This is a genomic window from Aquamicrobium terrae, from assembly GCF_040545735.1.
Lineage (GTDB): Bacteria > Pseudomonadota > Alphaproteobacteria > Rhizobiales > Rhizobiaceae > Mesorhizobium > Mesorhizobium terrae_A.
In genome coordinates this window covers 205,122-222,927 of sequence record NZ_JBEPML010000006.1, presented here as the reverse complement: position 1 = coordinate 222,927, position 17,806 = coordinate 205,122, and the positions used below count along the sequence as shown (strand labels likewise).

20 protein-coding genes are annotated in these 17,806 nt (G+C 66.3%); 11 read left to right on the top strand and 9 right to left on the bottom strand.

The annotated features are described in order from the left end of the window. Positions 1–4: 4 nt before the first annotated feature. The 4 genes from ABID37_RS11285 to ABID37_RS11270 all read right to left on the bottom strand — a co-directional run bounded on the left by ABID37_RS11285 (position 5) and on the right by ABID37_RS11270 (position 4,667). A complete protein-coding gene (locus ABID37_RS11285; protein WP_354194690.1) occupies positions 5–979 on the bottom strand; it encodes a branched-chain amino acid ABC transporter permease in 975 nt (324 codons plus the stop codon). A 57-nt stretch (positions 980–1,036) separates the two neighbouring features. After that, positions 1,037–1,828 (bottom strand): ABC transporter ATP-binding protein, encoded by a 792-nt coding sequence (locus tag ABID37_RS11280; protein WP_354194688.1) that lies wholly within the window; start codon positions 1,826–1,828, stop codon positions 1,037–1,039. Further along, positions 1,825–3,774 (bottom strand): AMP-binding protein, encoded by a 1,950-nt coding sequence (locus ABID37_RS11275; RefSeq protein ID WP_354194686.1) that lies wholly within the window; start codon positions 3,772–3,774, stop codon positions 1,825–1,827. The genes ABID37_RS11280 and ABID37_RS11275 overlap by 4 nt, the downstream gene beginning before the upstream one ends. A gap of 218 nt (positions 3,775–3,992) precedes the next feature. Beyond that, on the bottom strand, positions 3,993–4,667 hold the full coding sequence (locus tag ABID37_RS11270) for a Crp/Fnr family transcriptional regulator (protein ID WP_354194684.1): 675 nt from the start codon (positions 4,665–4,667) through the stop codon (positions 3,993–3,995). A 176-nt stretch (positions 4,668–4,843) separates the two neighbouring features. Between ABID37_RS11270 and ABID37_RS11265 the strand changes: the two genes are divergently transcribed. The 4 genes from ABID37_RS11265 to argB all read left to right on the top strand — a co-directional run bounded on the left by ABID37_RS11265 (position 4,844) and on the right by argB (position 8,266). After that, entirely contained in the window at positions 4,844–5,125 is a 282-nt protein-coding gene (locus tag ABID37_RS11265) for a DUF2218 domain-containing protein (RefSeq protein WP_354194682.1), read from the top strand. A gap of 12 nt (positions 5,126–5,137) precedes the next feature. Beyond that, positions 5,138–5,698, top strand: a complete 561-nt coding sequence (locus ABID37_RS11260; RefSeq protein ID WP_354194681.1) for a TetR/AcrR family transcriptional regulator — start codon at positions 5,138–5,140, stop codon at positions 5,696–5,698. Between the two features lie 81 nt (positions 5,699–5,779). After that, positions 5,780–7,282 carry an MFS transporter gene (locus ABID37_RS11255; protein ID WP_354194679.1) on the top strand — a complete coding sequence of 501 codons (1,503 nt, stop codon included), beginning with the start codon at positions 5,780–5,782 and terminating at the stop codon, positions 7,280–7,282. 90 nt (positions 7,283–7,372) lie between these two features. After that, complete coding sequence (gene argB / locus ABID37_RS11250) at positions 7,373–8,266, top strand: acetylglutamate kinase (protein ID WP_354194677.1); 894 nt, start codon at positions 7,373–7,375, stop codon at positions 8,264–8,266. 29 nt (positions 8,267–8,295) lie between these two features. Here argB and ABID37_RS11245 read toward each other — a convergent pair whose 3' ends face one another. Next, positions 8,296–9,066: a GGDEF domain-containing protein gene (locus tag ABID37_RS11245; RefSeq protein ID WP_354194675.1), complete on the bottom strand. Its 771-nt coding sequence runs from the start codon at positions 9,064–9,066 to the stop codon at positions 8,296–8,298. 154 nt (positions 9,067–9,220) lie between these two features. Between ABID37_RS11245 and ABID37_RS11240 the strand changes: the two genes are divergently transcribed. Beyond that, complete coding sequence (locus tag ABID37_RS11240) at positions 9,221–9,925, top strand: pyrimidine 5'-nucleotidase (RefSeq protein ID WP_354194673.1); 705 nt, start codon at positions 9,221–9,223, stop codon at positions 9,923–9,925. Further along, positions 9,912–10,823, top strand: coding sequence for a DUF817 domain-containing protein (locus ABID37_RS11235; RefSeq protein WP_354194671.1), 912 nt, complete (start codon positions 9,912–9,914; stop codon positions 10,821–10,823). Before ABID37_RS11240 ends, ABID37_RS11235 begins: the two co-directional genes overlap by 14 nt. A 4-nt stretch (positions 10,824–10,827) precedes the next feature. Here ABID37_RS11235 and ABID37_RS11230 read toward each other — a convergent pair whose 3' ends face one another. After that, positions 10,828–11,667 (bottom strand): LOG family protein, encoded by an 840-nt coding sequence (locus ABID37_RS11230; protein WP_354194669.1) that lies wholly within the window; start codon positions 11,665–11,667, stop codon positions 10,828–10,830. 134 nt (positions 11,668–11,801) lie between these two features. Here ABID37_RS11230 and dapD point away from each other — a divergent pair, with 134 nt between their 5' ends. The 5 genes from dapD (at position 11,802) to ABID37_RS11205 (ending at position 15,614) form a co-directional block, all read left to right on the top strand. After that, entirely contained in the window at positions 11,802–12,656 is an 855-nt protein-coding gene (dapD, locus tag ABID37_RS11225) for a 2,3,4,5-tetrahydropyridine-2,6-dicarboxylate N-succinyltransferase (protein WP_354194667.1), read from the top strand. Between the two features lie 26 nt (positions 12,657–12,682). Further along, positions 12,683–13,054, top strand: a complete 372-nt coding sequence (locus ABID37_RS11220; RefSeq protein WP_354194665.1) for a DUF805 domain-containing protein — start codon at positions 12,683–12,685, stop codon at positions 13,052–13,054. Between the two features lie 100 nt (positions 13,055–13,154). After that, the gene (dapE, locus tag ABID37_RS11215; protein WP_354194663.1) at positions 13,155–14,348 is read left to right on the top strand and encodes a succinyl-diaminopimelate desuccinylase; all 1,194 of its coding nucleotides are present in this window, start codon (positions 13,155–13,157) and stop codon (positions 14,346–14,348) included. Between the two features lie 2 nt (positions 14,349–14,350). Next, complete coding sequence (locus tag ABID37_RS11210) at positions 14,351–14,944, top strand: transporter (RefSeq protein ID WP_354194661.1); 594 nt, start codon at positions 14,351–14,353, stop codon at positions 14,942–14,944. Positions 14,945–14,981: 37 nt separating this feature from the next. Continuing rightward, the gene (locus tag ABID37_RS11205) at positions 14,982–15,614 is read left to right on the top strand and encodes a LysE family translocator (protein WP_354194659.1); all 633 of its coding nucleotides are present in this window, start codon (positions 14,982–14,984) and stop codon (positions 15,612–15,614) included. Here ABID37_RS11205 and truA read toward each other — a convergent pair. The 3 genes from truA to fmt are packed head-to-tail and all read right to left on the bottom strand — an operon-like array spanning position 15,602 to position 17,803. After that, on the bottom strand, positions 15,602–16,360 hold the full coding sequence (truA, locus tag ABID37_RS11200; RefSeq protein ID WP_354194657.1) for a tRNA pseudouridine(38-40) synthase TruA: 759 nt from the start codon (positions 16,358–16,360) through the stop codon (positions 15,602–15,604). The two genes, ABID37_RS11205 and truA, sit on opposite strands and share 13 nt — an antisense overlap. 7 nt (positions 16,361–16,367) lie before the next feature. Beyond that, positions 16,368–16,871, bottom strand: coding sequence for a GNAT family N-acetyltransferase (locus tag ABID37_RS11195; protein WP_354194655.1), 504 nt, complete (start codon positions 16,869–16,871; stop codon positions 16,368–16,370). Continuing rightward, entirely contained in the window at positions 16,868–17,803 is a 936-nt protein-coding gene (gene fmt / locus ABID37_RS11190) for a methionyl-tRNA formyltransferase (RefSeq protein ID WP_354194653.1), read from the bottom strand. The genes ABID37_RS11195 and fmt overlap by 4 nt, the downstream gene beginning before the upstream one ends. Between the last annotated feature and the right edge of the window lie 3 nt (positions 17,804–17,806).

Below are 17,806 nucleotides of genomic sequence, written 5' to 3'. Positions count from 1 at the left end.
CGTGTCAGATCCGCTCGATTATCTTGTCGCCGAACAGGCCCTGCGGCCGGTACAGCAGGAACACCAGGGCGATCACATAGGCGAGCCAGCTCTCGATGCCGCCGCCGAGCAGCGGGCCCCAGTAGAACTCGCCGAGCTTCTCGCCGACGCCGATGATAAGGCCGCCGACGATGGCGCCGGGCACCGAGGTGAAGCCGCCCAGAACCAGCACCGGCAGCGCCTTCAGCGCCACGATCTCCAGCGCGAAGGAGACGTCGGAGCGCGCGCCCCACATGATGCCGGTGACCAGCGCGACGAGGCCGGCGGCGAACCACACGATCACCCAGATCTGGTTGAGCGAGATGCCGACCGAAAGGGCTGCCTTGTGGCTGTCGGCGACGGCACGCAGCGCGCGGCCGATGCGCGTCTTCTGGAAGAACAGCGCCAGCCCCACGATCATCAGCGAGGCGATGACGGCGGCGGCAATGTCGATCTTCTGGAGGCTGACCAGCCCGCCCAGCATCTCGATGTCGACCGAACCGCTCGGCAGGAACAGCTCGTCGGCGATCATCTGCTTGGGATCGCCGCCGAACACCATCTCGCCGAAGCCGATCAGCACATAGGTGATGCCGAAAGTGGCCATGAACAGGATGATGTCGGGCTGGTTGACCAGCGGCCGCAGCACCACGCGCTCGACCAATACGGCCAGCACCAGCATGACGCCGGCCGCCAGGAGAAGGGCGAGGAAGGCGGCGGCATGGCCCGAAAAGCCCCATGAGGAGAATTTGGCGTAGAAGCCGACCAGCGTCAGCGCCGAGAACACCACCATGATGCCCTGCGCGAAATTGAAGACGCCGGACGCCTTGAAGATCAGTACGAAGCCGAGCGCGATCAGCGCATAGAGCACGCCCGAGACCAGCCCCTCCCACAGGGTCTGCACCAGCAGATCGGGCATCTGCACCATCTGCACGAATGGGTCGATGAAGATGTTGTAGAGCATCGATCCTCCCTGATCGACGTCAGCGCCATCACGGACGGCGTGCCGTATCCTCGCGTTTCAGTGTCCGACCCCCAGATAGGCGTCGATGACCTTGGGGTCGGCCTTGACCTCCTCCGGCGTGCCGTCAGCGATCTTGTGTCCGTATTCGAGCACCACCACCCGGTCGGACAGGTCCATGACCACGCCGATGTCATGCTCGATGAGGGCGATGGTGGTGCCGAAATGCCGGTTGAGATCGAGGATGTAGCGGCACATGTCCTCCTTCTCCTCCATGTTCATGCCGGCCATCGGCTCGTCGAGCAGCAAAAGCTCCGGCTCCATGGCCAGCGCGCGGCCAAGCTCCACCCGCTTCTGCAGGCCGTAGGGCAGCTTGCCGACAGGCGTCTTGCGGATCGCCTCGATCTGCAGGAAGTCGATGATGTCCTCGACCACGCGCCGATGCTCGATCTCCTCCTGCATGGCCGGGCCGTGGCGCAGCATCTGCCAGAAGAAGCCGCGATGCATCCTCAGCGTGCGGCCGACCATGATGTTGTCCAGCGTGGTCATGCCGCGAAACAGCGCCACGTTCTGGAAGGTGCGGGCGATGCCCTGGCTCGCCGCCTGGTAGGGGCGCATGCGCGAGCGGGTCTGGCCCTTGTAGGTGATGCGGCCGTGCTGGGGATGGTAGAAGCCGTTGACCACGTTGAGCATGGAGGTCTTGCCGGCGCCGTTGGGACCGATGATGGCGCGGATCTCGCCCTTGCGAATGTCGAAGGAGACGTTGGTGATCGCCTTGACGCCGCCGAAGGCGAGCGACACGCCATCGACCGCAAGCAGGGTTTCGCCGATGGTTGCGCCAAGGGCGTTCATGCCGCGGCCTCCAGCGTGCCGATTTCCTGGACTTCGGCATCGGCGATCTTCACGCGCGCCGAGATCACGCCCTTGCGGCCGTCCTCGAAGGTCACCTCGGTGGAGATGTCGGCAAGCGCGGCGCCGTTGTAGAGGGCATCGACCAGCGGCTTGTAGCGCTCGGCGATGAAGCCGCGCCGCACCTTCTGGGTGCGGGTCATCTCGCCGTCGTCGGCATCCAGCTCCTTGTGCAGGATGAGGAAGCGGCAGATCTGCGACGCCGCCATGCGCGGCTCGGCCGCCAGCGCCCGGTTCACCGCCGCCACATGCCCGGCGCAGATGGCGTAGACCTCGGGGCGCTGCGCCAGCTCCTGATAGGAGGCATAGGGGATGTTGTTGCGCTCGGCCCAGTTGCCCACCGCCGTCAGCTCGATATTGATCATGCAGGTGACGAAGTCGCGGTCCTGGCCGAAAGCCACCACCTCCTTGATGTTGGGATAGAACTTCAGCTTGTTCTCGATGTATTTCGGCGCGAACATCGCGCCGGAGCGCAGCCGGCCAACATCCTTGGCCCGGTCGATGATGGTGAGATGGCCATCCTCGTCGAAGAAGCCGGCATCGCCGGTGCGCACATAGCCGTCGGCGGTGACGGTCTCGGCGGTCCGCTCGTCGTCCTTGTAGTAGCCGAGGAACTGGCCGGGCGAGCGGTAGAGCACCTCGCCCTCCTCAGTGATGCGGATTTCGACATTGGGCGTCGCCGGCCCGACCGTGCCGACCCGGATCTGGCCGTCGGGATGGGCGGTGACATAGAGGAAGGCCTCGGTCTGGCCGTAGAGCTGCTTCAGGTTGATGCCGAGCGAGCGGTAGAAGGAAAACAGGTCGGGACCGATCGCCTCGCCGGCGGTGTAGGCGACGCGGATGCGCGAGAAGCCGAGCACGTTCTTCAGCGGCGCATAGACGAGCAGATTGCCGAGCGCATAGCCGAGGCGAGCGCCGGGCGGCACCTTCTCGCCGTCGAGGATCTTTTCGCCCCAGCGGCGGGCCAGCCCGATGAAATAGTCGAACATGCGCCGCTTGAGGGCACTCGCGTCCTCCATGCGGATGGTGACGCGCGTCAGGAGCGCCTCGAAGATGCGCGGCGGGGCGAAATAGAAGGTCGGCCCGATCTCCTGGAGGTCGCTCTCGGCGGTTTCCCGGCTCTCCGGGCAGGCCACGCAGAAGCCCGACACCATGGACTGCGCATAGTTGAGATAATGGTCGCCCACCCAAGCCAGCGGCAGATAGGCCAGCACCTCGTCGCGATCGGTCAGGCCGTCGAAGGCGACGGTGTCGCGCGCCGCCGCGATGGAGCGGCCGGCCGACAGGAGCACGCCCTTGGAGCGGCCGGTGGTGCCGGAGGTGTAGAGGATGATGGAGATGTCGTCGCCGCCGCCATTGTCGCGCTCGGCATCGATGGAAGCGGCGGCCGCCGGGTCCGCCGCCAGCAGCGCCCGCCCCTTCCCGATGATGTCGGCGACCGCATGCAGGCGCGTATGGTCGTAATCGCGCAGGCCGCGCGGCTCGTCGTAGAGCACGACGCGCAGCTTCGGCACCTGGTCCTGGATCGCCAGCAGCTTGTCGACCTGCTCCTGGTCCTGCACGACCGCGAAGCCGACCTCGGCATGGTCGAGCACATAGGCCATCTCGTCGGCCACGGCGTCGGCATAGACCGGCACCGGAACGGCGCCCAGCCATTGGGCGGCCAGGATCGTCCAGTACATGGCCGGCCGGTTCTCGCCGATCACGGCGATGGTCGCGCCGCGCTGCAGGCCGAGTTCGCGAAGGCCCGCCGCATAGGCGCGGATGGTCTCGGCCATCTCGTGCCATGTCCATGTGTGCCAGATGCCCAGATCCTTGTGCCGCATGGCGGGCCGGTCAGGCCGCACGCGAGCGTGCTCGCACAAGAGCTTGGCGAACGTATCGAGCATTGGCATCTCACTCCCTGGTGCCAAAGCAACTCCTCCCGATTTATTCGGCGCCGGTGTTGGTCCCGACTTGTAGGACGAAGCTTGCAAGCCTCATCGCTCTTTTTCAACTTCTGCCTTGACAGACAAGAAGCCTTGTTGAATGTAATCTGACGGGAATCTATTTGGCCATTGGGCTTTAGGCGAATCCTTGCCACTCCCAAACCCTTGCAGGCACTGGCTTATTCGCCGTAGCGCCGCAGTCTTTCCAGATCCAGAATGGTCACGCCGCCGCCCTCGTTGCGCAGCAGGCCGGCTTTTTCCAGCTCTTGCAGGATGCGATTGGCGACGGGCCGCGACACGCCCGCCAGCAGGCCGATCTCTTCCTGGTTGATGTCGATATGCGAGCCGACGAAAGGACTGATCACCGGATTGAACAGCGAGGCGAGGCTGCGCGCCACCTTGCCGGCCGAAGCGAGGCTGCGGTCATGCTCGACCTGCGCGATGAACTGGCCGAGGCGTTCGTTGATGAGCCGCACCAGCAGCCGGTCGAAGGCGACACTGTTGTCGTAGAGCCAAAGGAAGGTGGAGCGGTTGAGCAGCGCGACCTGCGTGCGGCGCAGCGCCAGCACGTCATACTGGCGCGGTTCGTCCTTGAGCAGCGACCCCTCCCCGAACCAGCAGCTCGGCGGCAGGCCGGCATAGGTCACCGCCTTGCCGGACGTGGTGATCGAGCCCAGCCGCAAAAGCCCGCTGATGACGCCGATCCAGCTGTCGATGCGGTCGCCGCGATGGATGAAATAGGTGCCGGCCTCGAGGGTGCGCAAGGTGATGCCGCGACGCGCCCGCTCCTGTTCCTCGCGTGGCAATTCCCGCGCCCAGAACACCGAGGTCAGAAATTGCTCCTCACTTATCATCCGCGCACCCGACCATTGCCCGCATGTGCGTACCATGCCACGGCGGCATTCGTCACGCGCCTCCGGAGAAAAGCGGAGGTGCGCAGCCTCTGTGATTGAAGCGGCGGCAAGAAAACATTACGTGCATATTTATTCGATCGAAACCGACATCCTGGCGAACGACGGAAAGGTTCGACATGCCCGCATCCAGCGCAACCGTAACGACCGAACATGCCAGCCGCTATCTGCAGCAATTGTGCAAACACTGGTCGCACCGTTTCGAGGTGAGCTTCGACCCGCAGCAGGGCCGCATCCGGTTCCGCGAAGGCGAGGTGATCGACCTCAACGCCGAGCCGGACAGGCTGCGCGTGCACATTACCGCCGAGGACGCAAGCCGCCTGCCCGAGCTGAACCGGGTGGTGGAATCCCATATCGTGCGCTTCGCCTTCCGCGAGACGCTGCAGTTCGACTGGGCCTGAGGGAGCCGTCCCATGTCCCGCCGCAAGAAAATCGACCGCGACAGACTGCTCGACCTGGCCGAATCGATCGTGCGCGAGCGGGGCGCGGCGGCGCTGACCGTCGCGGCGCTGGCCAGGGCGGCGGGCATCACCAATGGCGGGGTGCAGTACAGCTTCGCCACCAAGGAGCATCTGCTCACGGCCATGTACGACCGCTGGGCAGAGGAATACGACACCAAGGTCGCCGCGCTGGCGGGCGACGATGCCGACCGGCGCGCCATCCTGAGGGCGCAGATCATCGTTGCGCGCGAGGAGGAATATGATCCGGTCACGCGGGACCGCACGGCCGTCATGATGGCCGTGCTGATGCAGTCTCCCGAGCAGCTCGAACGCTATCGCAAGGATTGCACCGAACGCCTCGACGGCCTCGACTTCACCCGCGAGGAGGATCGCCGCCTGCTGCTGGCGCTGATGGCCATGGAAGGCGCGTTCATAATGCGCGGCTTCGGCTTCATGACGTTTCGCGACGACGCGTGGGATGCCCTCGGCGAGGAAATCGACAAGATTCTGGACGAATCCGGCAAGAATGCCTGATTTCCGCCAAAATTGGAGTCGACTTGACCAAATATAAATACATACGTATTGAATTATTTAGTTTGAAATCCAGGTGAAATCATGACCTCCCGATGGATGGTTCTCGCAATCGTCTCCAGCGCCCTGTTCATGGTCAGCATCGACATGACGGTGCTGCACACGGCCCTGCCGCGCGTCGTCCACGATCTCGACGCGACCAATTCGCAGAAGCTTTGGATGATCAACGCCTATTCGCTGGTCATGGCGGGCCTGTTGCCGGGCTTCGGCACGCTGGGCGACCGCATCGGCCACCGCCGCGTGTTCATGTGGGGACTGGTCGTCTTCGGCCTCGCCTCGCTGGCCGCCGCCTTTGCCCCCAGCGCCACGCTGCTCATCGCCGCCCGCTCGCTGCTTGCCGTGGGCGCGGCGATGATGATGCCGGCCACCATCTCCCTGCTGCGGCTGACCTTCCTTCAGGACCGCGAGCGGGCCATCGCTATCGGCATCTGGGGTTCCATCGCCTCCGGCGCGGCGGCCATCGGCCCGCTGATCGGCGGGGCGCTGCTGGCGCATTTCTGGTGGGGATCGGTGTTCCTCATCAACGTGCCGGTGGTGCTGGCCACCCTGGTCCTCACCCGCCTCTACGTTCCCGACCACCCCGGCAATCCCGAACGGCATTGGGACCTGTGGACGTCGGCGCTCGTCACCGTCGCGCTGGTCGGCCTCATCTACGCGCTGAAGGAGGCGATGAAGCCCGACCCGGACCTGGTGCAGGCGTTGGCCGCCGCCGGCATCGGCGTGCTGTTCGGCTGGCTGTTCCACCGCCGCCAGAAGGGCCTGCCCTCGCCGCTGATCGATTTCGCGCTGTTCCGCAATGCGCGCTTCGCGACCGGCACGGTGGCGGCGCTGATCGCCAGCCTTGCGCTGATGGGCGTCGAGTTCGTGTTCAGCCAGCAATTGCAGCTCTCGCGCGGCTACACGCCCCTGCAGGCCGGCCTGTTCCTGCTGCCGATCGCCATCGCCGCCATCCTCGCCGGCCCGACGGTCGGCGCCGTGCTCATGCGGGTCGGCGTGGAGCGCATGCTGGCCGCCATGATGGCCCTGACCGGCCTCGGGCTCGGCCTGCTCACCCTGTCGGGCGACATGTCTCTGGTCTGGCAGGCGACGATCCTGGCCATATTGGGCTTCGGTGCCGGCGGGACCATGTCGGTCGCGTCCACCGCCATCATGATCAGCGCGCCGGAGGACCGGGCCGGCATGGCGGGTTCGGTCGAATCGGTGGCCTATGAGCTGGGCGGCACCCTCGGCGTCGCCATACTGGGCAGCCTGCTGGCCGCCATCTACAGCCTGTCGCTGGTGCCGCCGGCGGGCATACAGGCCGGCCCGCTGGTCCGCGACAGCATCGACCAGGCGCTGCTCGCCGCCGAATCCCTCCCGCCCGACGCGGCCGCACGGCTGACCGAGGCGGCACGGACCGCCTTCGACCAGGGCGCGCTGGCCAGCTACGGGCTGGCGACCGTGCTGGTCGCCGCACTGGCGCTCGCCATGGCGATCAGGGCCTGGAACGGCAAGGCCCGGCCCGCGGCAGCCTCCGGCAAGGCATGAAGAACGGCGCGGGCAAGTTTCAAGGAGATTTGCCCGCGCCCCGGTTTCCGGCTAAGACGCGCCAATTCATCCAGTGACGGGAACTGACCGATGACGGAAATGGCCGCCAACGCCGAAATGCAGGCAGCACTTCTTTCCAGGGCGCTGCCCTATATGCAGCGCTACGAGAACAAGACCGTGGTGGTGAAATATGGCGGCCACGCCATGGGCGACACCGAACTCGGCCGCGCCTTCGCCCGTGACATCGCGCTGCTCAAGCAGTCGGGCGTCAACCCCATCGTGGTGCATGGCGGCGGGCCGCAGATCGGCTCGATGCTGACCCGCATGGGCATCGAATCGAAGTTCGAGGGCGGCCTGCGCGTCACTGACCAGAAGACGGTCGAGATCGTCGAGATGGTGCTGGCCGGCTCGATCAACAAGGAGATCGTCGCTCTCATCAACGCCGAGGGCGAATGGGCCATCGGCCTGTGCGGCAAGGACGGCAACATGGTCTTCGCCCAGAAGGCGCGCAAGACCATCAAGGACCCGGATTCCAACATCGAGCGCGTGCTCGACCTCGGCTTCGTCGGCGAACCGGTGGAGGTCGACCGCACCCTGCTCGACCTGCTCGCCCGCTCCGAGATGATCCCCGTGATCGCCCCGGTCGCCCCCGGCCGCGATGGCCACACCTACAACATCAACGCCGACACCTTCGCCGGCGCCATCGCCGGCGCGCTGGGCGCCTCGCGCCTCCTGTTCCTCACCGACGTGCCCGGCGTGCTCGACAAGGACAAGAAGCTGATCGACGAGCTGACGGTGTCGCAGGCGCGCAAGTTGATTGCCGACGGCACCATTTCGGGCGGCATGATCCCCAAGGTCGAAACCTGCATCGAGGCCATCGAACGCGGCGTCGAGGGCGTGGTCATCCTCAACGGCAAGACGGCGCATTCGGTGCTGCTGGAACTGTTCACCGAGCACGGCGCCGGCACGCTGATCGTGCCCTGACCGGCCAGGAAGCCTGAAGCGGCCCGATGTCAGGCCGCTTCGGTCTCGTCCTTCCCGCCGCTGCCGAAGATGACGAGGTTGCGGCCGCGGTTCTTGGCCTCGTAGAGCCGCCGGTCGGCGCTGCGCATCAGCTCGGACACGGTCGCGCCCGGCGCGCACAGGGTGCCGCCGATCGACACCGTCAGCGGAATGACGCGGTCGCCCTCGACGCGGAAGCGGATCTCCTCCACTTGCCGGCGGATGCGCTCGGCGATGCGGATCGCCTCCTCCTCGCTGGCCCCGACCAGCAGGGCCGCGAACTCCTCGCCACCGATGCGGCCCAGCACATCGCCGCTGCGCACGCCGCCGCGCAGGGCGGCGACGATCTGGAGCAGGGCCTCGTCCCCGGTGAGGTGGCCGAAGCGGTCGTTGATCGACTTGAAGTGGTCGGCGTCGATGATCAGCAGGGCGCCCGAATCGGTCTTGCGCCGCGCCCGCTCCAGCACGCCGAAGAAACTCTCGCGGTTGAGCATGCCGGTCATGTCGTCGTGGCGGGCCTTTTCGGCGAGGCGGCGGTGGGCGGCGGCAAGCTGGGCATGGGCGCGCGAAAGCTCGCGGTGCGCCGCCTGCAGCTTGTCGTTCTGCCAGAACATGTAGGCGCTGGCCGGCCAGGCGATGACCAGCGGGCACACGATGCACATCATGAGGCCCAGCGAGCCGAGCGTGGCGCCGAAGAACGGCAGCACCAGCAGGGCGAGCAGCACCGAAGCCGCCGCCGAAGCGATCGCCGTCCAGAATGCCTTGAAGATCACCAGCGCCATACTCAACCCCCGGTCGCGCCCATTAAGCCCCAAAACCTGAAATTTGCGTTTCCTGCCGGATGCAAATCCCAGATAATCCGCTATGGGCCCGACCGTCCCTGAACCGCCGATGAATGAGCAGCCATAGCGCCATTTTCATGCCATAAGGCCCCCTATGACCCAGACACTCGACCCCTCCCGATTCGCCCATGTCACCGACTGGGTCTTCGATCTCGACAACACGCTCTACCCCCACCACACGAATCTGTTCTCACAGATCGACGTGCGCATGACGGCCTATGTGTCGGAACTCCTGACGCTGTCGCGCGAGGATGCGCGCAAGCTGCAAAAGGACCTCTACCGCGAATACGGCACCACCCTCAACGGGCTGATGAACCGCTACGGCATCGATCCCGACGACTTCCTGATGAAAGTGCACGACATCGACTATTCCTGGCTGGTGCCGGACCCGGTGCTGGGCGCGGCCATCCGCCAGCTTCCCGGCCGCCGGTTCATCTTCACCAATGGCGACCGCACCCATGCCGAGCGCGCCGCGCGCCAGCTCGGCATCCTCGACCATTTCGACGACATCTTCGACATCGTGGCGGCCGGACTGACCCCCAAGCCCTCCCTCAAGACCTACGAGAAGTTCACCGCCCTGCATTCCGTCATCGGCGAGAAGGCGGTGATGTTCGAGGACATCGCCCGCAACCTCGCGGTGCCGAAAAAGATGGGCATGACCACGGTTCTCGTCGTTCCCAACAATTTCGAGCCGACCTTCTCCGAAATCTGGGAAAGCGATCCCGACCACGAGGACGACGTCGACTACGTGACCGACGATCTCGCCGGGTTTCTGGAAAGAATAGTTGCGGACAGATAGGCATTTCACCGGCCTGGAAAGGCGCATCGACGAGGCCGCGCACCGTTTCCTCGCCGGTCTGCCCCGCCATCGCGTCGCGGACTCGCTGGTCGAGTTTCTGGTCTTCGGGTTGAAACAGGCCTGGGCCTGCCTGTTCGGCGGGGCGATGCTGGGCCTCATCCTCCTCACCCGCTGGCTGTGGCCGGAAGGCGGCGCCGGCTTCATCGCCCGCTACGATTTCCTGTTTCTCTCCGCCCTCGTCATCCAGCTTGCCATGCTGGCCTTCAAGCTCGAGGCCTGGGAAGAAGCCAAGGTCATCCTCATCTTCCATGTCGTGGGAACGGTGATGGAACTGTTCAAGACCCATGCCGGTTCATGGGTCTATCCGGAAGAGAACCTCTTGCGCATCGGCGGCGTGCCGCTGTTTTCGGGTTTCATGTACGCCGCGGTCGGCTCCTACATGGCGCGCATCAACCGCATCTTCGACATCCGGCTGAACCGCTATCCGCCCCTGTGGACGACCGTCGTTCTGGCCGGCGCGATCTACGTCAACTTCTTCTCGCACCACTTCGTGTGGGACATGCGCTGGCTGCTGTTCGCGGCGACGTTCGCGCTGTACTGGCGCACGACCATGCACTACCGCGTGTTCCGGTTCCGGCACAAAATGCCGCTGCTCGTCGCCTTCCTGCTGACCTCGCTGTTCATCTGGATCGCCGAAAACATCGGCACATGGTCGCGGGCGTGGCTCTACCCCAACCAGCACGACGCATGGGTGCCGGTTTCTTTCGGCAAGCTCGGTTCATGGTACCTGCTGATGATCATATCGGTCGTGCTGGTGACGCTCGTGCACCGGCCCCGACCCTATGTCGCGCAGGAAGAGCCCCAGGGCGTGGCGGCCGGCACACGGGAAATGGCGTGAGCGCTCACAGCCTGTAGAATTTCTTGATGATCTCCCAGGCCTCGTCGGCCGTGTCGACGAAGTCGATGATGTCCTGGTCGCCGGGGCTGATGGTGCCCTGCTCTGCCAGGAAGTCCAGATCGATGGCCCGGTGCCAGAACTCCTTGCCGAACAGGATCACCGGCACCCGCTCCATGCGCCCGGTCTGGATCAGCGTCAGCGTCTCGAAGAACTCGTCCATGGTGCCGAAACCGCCGGGGAACACCGCGACCGCCTTGGCGCGCATGACGAAGTGCATCTTGCGGATGGCGAAATAGTGGAAGTTGAAGCACAGCTCCGGCGTCACGTAGAGGTTGGGCGCCTGCTCGTGCGGCAGCACGATGTTGAGGCCGATCGACGGCGCGCCGACATCGTCGGCACCGCGGTTGCCGGCTTCCATGACGCCCGGTCCGCCGCCGGTAACCACCACGAATTCGCGGTAGTAGGTGACGGCCGAGTGCTGCGAGCACAGGCGGGCGAACTTGCGCGCCTCGTCGTAATAGACGCTGTTCAGTTCCAGATTGCGCTTCTGGGTCTCGTTCTTGGCCGCCCAGGCCTCGCCACCCGGCTCGGGCAGGCGCGCGCCGCCGAACAGGATGACGGTGGAGCGGATGCCGCGCTCGGCCAGCGTCATCTCCGGCTTCAGCAGTTCGAGCTGGAGGCGCACCGGGCGCAGTTCGCGCCGCGTCATGAACTCCTCGTCGTTCCAGGCCAGGCGATAGGTCGCCGCACGGGTCTGGGGCGTGTCGGGCGCGCTGCGCGCCCGCTCCAGGTCCTCGTCCGAATGCGGCAGAGGCGTCCAGCCCGTCTTGTCTTCCGGATTCATCGTCTACACCCTTAAAAAATCTCGCCCGCCACGCGGCACGCCGCGTTGACCCTCACCATACCTTCAAATAGGGTCCGCCCGGCTTTCAATCCCGTTAAACCGCTGCCCCTTCAAAGCCTGTGCAGGAGCAATAGATGCCGCAGACCGATCTGGCAAACCTCGAAACCACCATCGATCTCGCTTTTGAACGACGAGACGAGATCTCGACCTCGACGCGTGGCGAAGTCCGCGACGCAGTTGAAACCTCGCTGCGGCTGCTCGACGCCGGCGAGGCCCGTGTGGCCGAGAAGCAGGCGGACGGCTCCTGGCAGGTCAACCAGTGGCTGAAGAAGGCCGTGCTGCTTTCCTTCCGGCTGAACCCGATGGAGATCGTCAAGGGCGGCCCGGGCGAATCGGGCTGGTGGGACAAGGTGCCCTCCAAGTTCGACGGCTGGGGCGCGGTCGATTTCGAGAAGGCCGGCTTCCGCGCCGTTCCGAGCTGCGTGGTGCGTCGCTCCGCCTATATCGCGCCCGGCGTGGTGCTGATGCCCTCCTTCGTCAATCTCGGCGCCTATGTCGATGCCGGCACCATGGTCGACACCTGGGCGACCGTCGGCTCCTGCGCCCAGATCGGCAAGAACGTGCACCTGTCCGGCGGCGTCGGCATCGGCGGCGTGCTGGAACCGATGCAGGCCGGGCCCACCATCATCGAAGACAATTGCTTCATCGGCGCGCGCTCCGAGGTGGTCGAGGGCTGCATCGTGCGCGAGGGCTCGGTGCTCGGCATGGGCGTGTTCATCGGCAAGTCGACCAAGATCGTCGACCGCGCCACCGGCGACGTGTTCTATGGCGAGGTGCCCCCCTATTCGGTGGTCGTGGCCGGCACCATGCCGGGCAAGCCGCTGCCCAACGGCGCGCCGGGGCCCAGCCTCTACTGCGCGGTCATCGTCAAGCGCGTCGACGAGAAGACCCGCTCCAAGACCTCGATCAACGAGTTGCTGCGCGACTGACGGCCGAAGCTTCGGAAAGGCCAAGGATGCCCGAGATGTCGAAATTCGTCTGGCTTTTCTTCAGCGTCTCCGGGCGCGTCAGCCGGGCCGCCTATTTCCTCGGCGGCATGCTGGTGGCGGTCGTGCAGGCCTTCCCGCTCTACCGCTTCACGCTGGCGCCGGAAGGTTCGCCCGAAAGCATGATGTGGTCGACGCTGTTCATGGTCGCCTTCCTCGCCTCGCTGTGGTCGAACGTCGCACTGGCGGTGAAGCGGCTGCACGACCTCGACAAGACCGGCCTCATCGCCGTCATCCTGTTCGTGCCGGTCGTGTCGATCGTCGCCTTCCTGGTGCTGTGCCTGTTCCCCGGCCAGCCTGGCCCCAACCGCTACGGCAAGCAGCCCAACGCGCCGGCCTGAGGCCCACGAACGGCAGCCGGCCGTGGACCGCTCGTTGCTGCCGGCTTTGGGCCACGGCAGGTGATTCCACTCGGCGGCAAAATGCTCTATCGGTTTGGCCATGATGCTGCCGACCGACCCCGCCCAGAACCTCGCCAAGCTGATCCGCTGCCCCTCCGTCACCCCCGCGGAAGGCGGCGCGCTGGCGGTGCTGGAGGACATGCTGAAACCGCTCGGCTTCGCGGTGGCACGCCCGACCTTCTCCGAGGCCGGCACGCCGGACATCGAAAACCTCTACGCCCGCCGCGCCGGCGACGGCCCGCACCTGATGTTCGCCGGCCATACCGACGTGGTGCCGGTGGGCGACGAGGCCGCCTGGAAGCACCCTCCCTTCGCCGCCGAGATCGCCAATGGCGAAATGTACGGGCGCGGCGCCGTCGACATGAAGGGCGGCATCGCCTGCTTCGTGGCCGCACTTGCAAGGCATGTCGAGGAAACCGGCGGCCCTTCGGGCTCCGTCTCGCTGCTGATCACCGGCGACGAGGAAGGCCCGGCCATCAACGGAACCGCCAAGCTGCTGCAATGGGCGTCCGCCAGGGGCGAGGCATGGGACGCCTGCCTGCTCGGCGAGCCGACCAACCCGGAAAGGCTCGGCGACATGGTCAAGGTCGGCCGCCGCGGCTCGCTGTCGGCCACGCTCACGGTGCTCGGCCGGCAGGGCCACGCCGCCTATCCGCATCTGGCCGACAATCCGGTGCGCGGGCTGATGACGCTGGTCGACGCCCTGCTCGATCCCCCGTTCGATGCCGGCACCGAGCGCTTCCAGCCGACCAATCTGGAGGTCACTTCCATCGATGTCGGCAACCCGGCCACCAATGTCATCGCGGCGCGGGCAAGCGCTGCCTTCAACGTGCGCTTCAACGACACCTGGACCGTGGAAAGCCTGCAGGCCGAGATCCACAACCGCCTCGATACCGCCAGCCGCCGCCGCAAATACCGCAAGGACCGCAAGGAGCCGGTCGAGTTCGAGCTGGCGTGGCGCGATAACCCCAGCCATGTCTTCCTGACGCATGACGACAAGCTGATCGGCACGCTGGCCCGTTCGGTCGAGGCGGTGACCGGCATGCACCCGGCCCTGTCCACCTCGGGCGGCACCTCCGACGCCCGCTACATCAAGGACTATTGCCCGGTGGTCGAGTTCGGCCTTGTCGGCCAGACCATGCACATGGTCGACGAGCGGGTGCAGCTGGCGGACCTCGAGACGCTGACGCAGATCTACCGACGCTTCATCGGCGACTGGTTCGGGAGCAGGTAGACGTGCTGTCGGCGGACGAAATCCAGACATCGCTTGCCGGCGCCTGGCGCCTGATGATGGGAAAGCCGGACGGGCTGCGCCTGCTCGATCTTTCCGCCGAAGGGTTCTGGAATTCCTTCCAGGCGTTGCTGGTCGCTGTCCCGGCGCTGGTCGTCGGCTGGGTCGGCGTCGCCAACGAGATCGGCGATCCGCTGATCGTCTCCGGGCGCTTCTCCATGGTCGTGCGGCTGGCGCTGGTCGATCTCGGAAGCTGGGTGCTGCCGCTGGTGGCGCTGGCTCTGGTGGCCCCCTATGCCGGCATCGGCAACCGCTTCGTGCACTACGTGGTGGCGAGCAACTGGGCCTCGGCCATCATTGCCTGGATGCTTCTGCCTTCCGCCCTGATGCGGCTGTTCATGCCTTCGGCGGGCGAGGCGGCCACGCTGGTGGCGCTGCTCCTGTTCCTCGCATCGCTGGTGCTGGGCTGGCGCATGACCAATGCCGCCATCGGCAAGGGCCCCGCGGTCGGCTCGGCGGTCTTCGCCGGCATGTTCGCCACATCGCTGGTCGTCCTGTTCAGCCTCCAGTCTTTGCTGGGGATCGTCATTCCACGCTAGAACAACCGCCGGACGGGTCCGGCCGAGGGAGAAAGCCATGCCCGCACTGGAAACCATCCTGCAATTCCTGATCGCAGCGGTGCTGTTCGCCTACATTCCGGGGCCCGCCATGCTCTACAGCGCCGCGCAGACGCTGGCCCGCGGCACCCGCGGCGGCCTGATGGCGGTGCTTGGCATCCATGTCGGCGGCTATGTGCATGTGATCGCGGCCGCGGCCGGGCTTTCGGTGCTGTTCCATGCCGTCCCCACGCTCTACGCCGTGGTGAAGCTCGCCGGCGCGGCCTATCTGGTGTGGCTCGGCATCTCGTTCTTCCGCAAGAAGGCGAAGGACGGCGCGCCGCCGCTGGCCATGCCGGCCAAGTCGACGCGGCGCGCCTTCATCGAAAGCGTGATCGTGGATGTGCTGAATCCCAAGACGGCGATCTTCTTCGTGGCCTTCCTGCCGCAGTTCATCGATCCGGCGGCCGCCCTTCCGGTATGGGCGCAGTTCCTCATCCTCGGAACCATGACCAACCTGATCTTCACCTCGGCCGACATCGCCAGCGTTCTGCTGGCGCGCAGCCTCACCGAAAGACTGTCGCGGTCGGTCTCGGCGCGCCGCCTCATGGAACGGGCGGGAGGCGCGATCCTCATCGGCCTCGGCGCGCATCTGGCGCTTCAGCGAAGCTGATCGGGGTAGTCCACGCCGATCAGATAGAGCCCGTCGGGCGGCGCCACCTGGCCGCAGGCCGCCCGGCTCGCGGCCTCCAGCGCGGCCTTGAGGTCGGCCGCCGTCCACGCCCCGTCGCCGACCCGCTTCAACGAGCCGACCATGGAGCGCACCTGGTTGTGCAGGAAGGAGCGGGCCGAGGCCCTGATCTCGATCACATCGCCAAGGCGCGTGACGTCGAGCCGGTCGAGCGTGCGCACCGGGCTGTTGGCCTGGCACTGGGCGGAGCGGAAGGTGGTGAAGTCGTGGCGGCCGAGCAACAGCCTGGCCGCCTCGTCCATGGCCCCGGCGTCGAGATGCCTCGGCACCCACCACACCTTGCCCTTTTCCAGAGCCGGCGGCGCGCGGCGGTTCGAGATGCGATAGATATAGTGCCTGCCGAGCGCCGAGAACCGGGCGTCGAAGTCATCGGCCACTTGTGCCGCCTTGAGGACGGCCACCCGTTCGCCGGCCTGCTGGAGATGGGCGTTGAGCGCATCGCGCACCGTGTCGCCGCGCCAGTCCTTGGCCAGATCGACATGGGCGACCTGCGCCGTGGCATGCACGCCGGCATCGGTGCGGCCGGCGCCGCGAATGGACACCGTCTCGCCGCTCAGCTTGAAAATGGCTTCTTCGATGGCCTGCTGCACCGAAGGATGGCCGGCCTGCCGCTGCCAGCCGGCATAGGGGCCGCCGTCATATTCCAGATCGAGCCGATAGCGCGGCATGACGTCCTCAGCCGCCCGCTTCGGCGCCGAAGGCCGGCGCATAGGCCAGCCGGCCGCGCAAGGGCGCGGCGCCCCAGGCCAGCGCCATCAGTTCCTCGCACTGGAAAACGCTGTCGAACCCCGCCGCGCGGTCATGACGATAACCGAAGCGGCCGTAATAGGCGGGATCGCCCAGCACCACCGACAATGTTTCGCCCTGATCCCGCAAACACCGATGCGCCTCGACGATCAGCGCGCTGCCGATCCCCTTGCCTTGGAAATCGGGCAGGACCGCCAGCGGCGCGAGCGCGACCGCATCGATGTCCTGCTCCCCACTTTCCACGGCAAGGCGGGTGAACAGGATATGGCCGACGATGTGTCCGTCCCGCTCCGCGACCAGTTCGAGCACGGCATCGCCGGCGGCGACGAGCGCATCGACCAGATCGGCCTCGTCGGTGCGGCCGAAGGCCCGTTCCTCGACGGTGCGGATTGCGGCGCGATCCTCCGGGCGGGCGGTACGTATGGCATTCATGACAGCTTCATCCCCGTCGACAGCCGCGCCCCGCGCAAGAACTCTGGCGCAGCGACAGGGCGCGCGCCGGCCCGCTGCACCTCGGTGAGCCGTACCGCGCCGGCCCCGCAGGCAATGGTGAGACCGTCGTCGAGCACCGTGCCGGGTTCGCCGGCACCATCCGCCAGCGTCGAGCGCAGCAGCTTCAGCCGTTCGGGCTTGCCGCCCGCCTCGAACTCGCACCAGGCGCCGGGAAACGGCGACAGGCCGCGTATATGATTGTGCACGTCCCGCGCCGGCCAGCTCCAGTCGACCCGTGTTTCCGCCTTGGCGATCTTTCTGGCGTAGAGCGCGCCTTCCTGCGGCTGCGGGGTAAAGGCGAGCGTTCCGGCTTCCAGCTTCGCCAGCGCCTCCAGCATCAGCGCCGCGCAGGCCGGCATCAATTCGTCATGCAGCTCGCCGGCCGTCATGTCCGGCCCGATCGACAGCTTGCTGGTCAGCGCCACCGGGCCGGTGTCCAGCCCCTCTTCCATGCGCATGACCATGACGCCGGTTTCGGCGTCGCCGGCCATGATGGCGCGCTGGATGGGAGCGGCACCGCGCCAGCGCGGCAACAGCGAGGCATGGCCGTTGAGGCAGCCGAAGCGGGGGGCGTCCAGAATGGCGCGCGGCAACAGCAGCCCATAGGCGACGACCACCGCCACATCGGCCTGCAGCGCCCGGAAGGCCTGCTGCTCCTCGTCTCCCTTGAGCGACAGCGGCGTCGAGACGGCGATGCCCAGCCTTTCGGCCTCGCGCTGCACCGGCGACGGGGTCAGTTCCAGCCCGCGCCTTCCGGCCGCCCGCGGCGGCTGCGTGTAGACGGCGGCGACGTCATGGCCGGCTTCGGCAATGGCGCGCAGCGTGGGCACGGAAAAATCCGGCGTGCCCATGAAGACGACGCGCAAGGCCATGGT

Bases quoted from the DNA above. Each gene is read 5' to 3' on its own strand.
- ABID37_RS11240 (WP_354194673.1), top strand. From the start codon at position 9,221: ATGACCCAGACACTCGACCCCTCCCGATTCGCCCATGTCACCGACTGG.
- fmt (WP_354194653.1), bottom strand. From the start codon at position 17,803: ATGGCCTTGCGCGTCGTCTTCATGGGCACGCCGGATTTTTCCGTGCCC.
- ABID37_RS11230 (WP_354194669.1), bottom strand. From the start codon at position 11,667: ATGAATCCGGAAGACAAGACGGGCTGGACGCCTCTGCCGCATTCGGAC.
- ABID37_RS11270 (WP_354194684.1), bottom strand. From the start codon at position 4,667: ATGATAAGTGAGGAGCAATTTCTGACCTCGGTGTTCTGGGCGCGGGAA.
- truA (WP_354194657.1), bottom strand. From the start codon at position 16,360: ATGCCGCGCTATCGGCTCGATCTGGAATATGACGGCGGCCCCTATGCC.
- ABID37_RS11245 (WP_354194675.1), bottom strand. From the start codon at position 9,066: ATGGCGCTGGTGATCTTCAAGGCATTCTGGACGGCGATCGCTTCGGCG.
- ABID37_RS11280 (WP_354194688.1), bottom strand. From the start codon at position 1,828: ATGAACGCCCTTGGCGCAACCATCGGCGAAACCCTGCTTGCGGTCGAT.
- ABID37_RS11195 (WP_354194655.1), bottom strand. From the start codon at position 16,871: ATGAATGCCATACGTACCGCCCGCCCGGAGGATCGCGCCGCAATCCGC.
- ABID37_RS11285 (WP_354194690.1), bottom strand. From the start codon at position 979: ATGCTCTACAACATCTTCATCGACCCATTCGTGCAGATGGTGCAGATG.
- ABID37_RS11265 (WP_354194682.1), top strand. From the start codon at position 4,844: ATGCCCGCATCCAGCGCAACCGTAACGACCGAACATGCCAGCCGCTAT.
- ABID37_RS11275 (WP_354194686.1), bottom strand. From the start codon at position 3,774: ATGCTCGATACGTTCGCCAAGCTCTTGTGCGAGCACGCTCGCGTGCGG.
- dapD (WP_354194667.1), top strand. From the start codon at position 11,802: ATGCCGCAGACCGATCTGGCAAACCTCGAAACCACCATCGATCTCGCT.
- ABID37_RS11260 (WP_354194681.1), top strand. From the start codon at position 5,138: ATGTCCCGCCGCAAGAAAATCGACCGCGACAGACTGCTCGACCTGGCC.
- ABID37_RS11205 (WP_354194659.1), top strand. From the start codon at position 14,982: ATGCCCGCACTGGAAACCATCCTGCAATTCCTGATCGCAGCGGTGCTG.
- dapE (WP_354194663.1), top strand. From the start codon at position 13,155: ATGATGCTGCCGACCGACCCCGCCCAGAACCTCGCCAAGCTGATCCGC.
- ABID37_RS11255 (WP_354194679.1), top strand. From the start codon at position 5,780: ATGACCTCCCGATGGATGGTTCTCGCAATCGTCTCCAGCGCCCTGTTC.
- argB (WP_354194677.1), top strand. From the start codon at position 7,373: ATGACGGAAATGGCCGCCAACGCCGAAATGCAGGCAGCACTTCTTTCC.
- ABID37_RS11220 (WP_354194665.1), top strand. From the start codon at position 12,683: ATGCCCGAGATGTCGAAATTCGTCTGGCTTTTCTTCAGCGTCTCCGGG.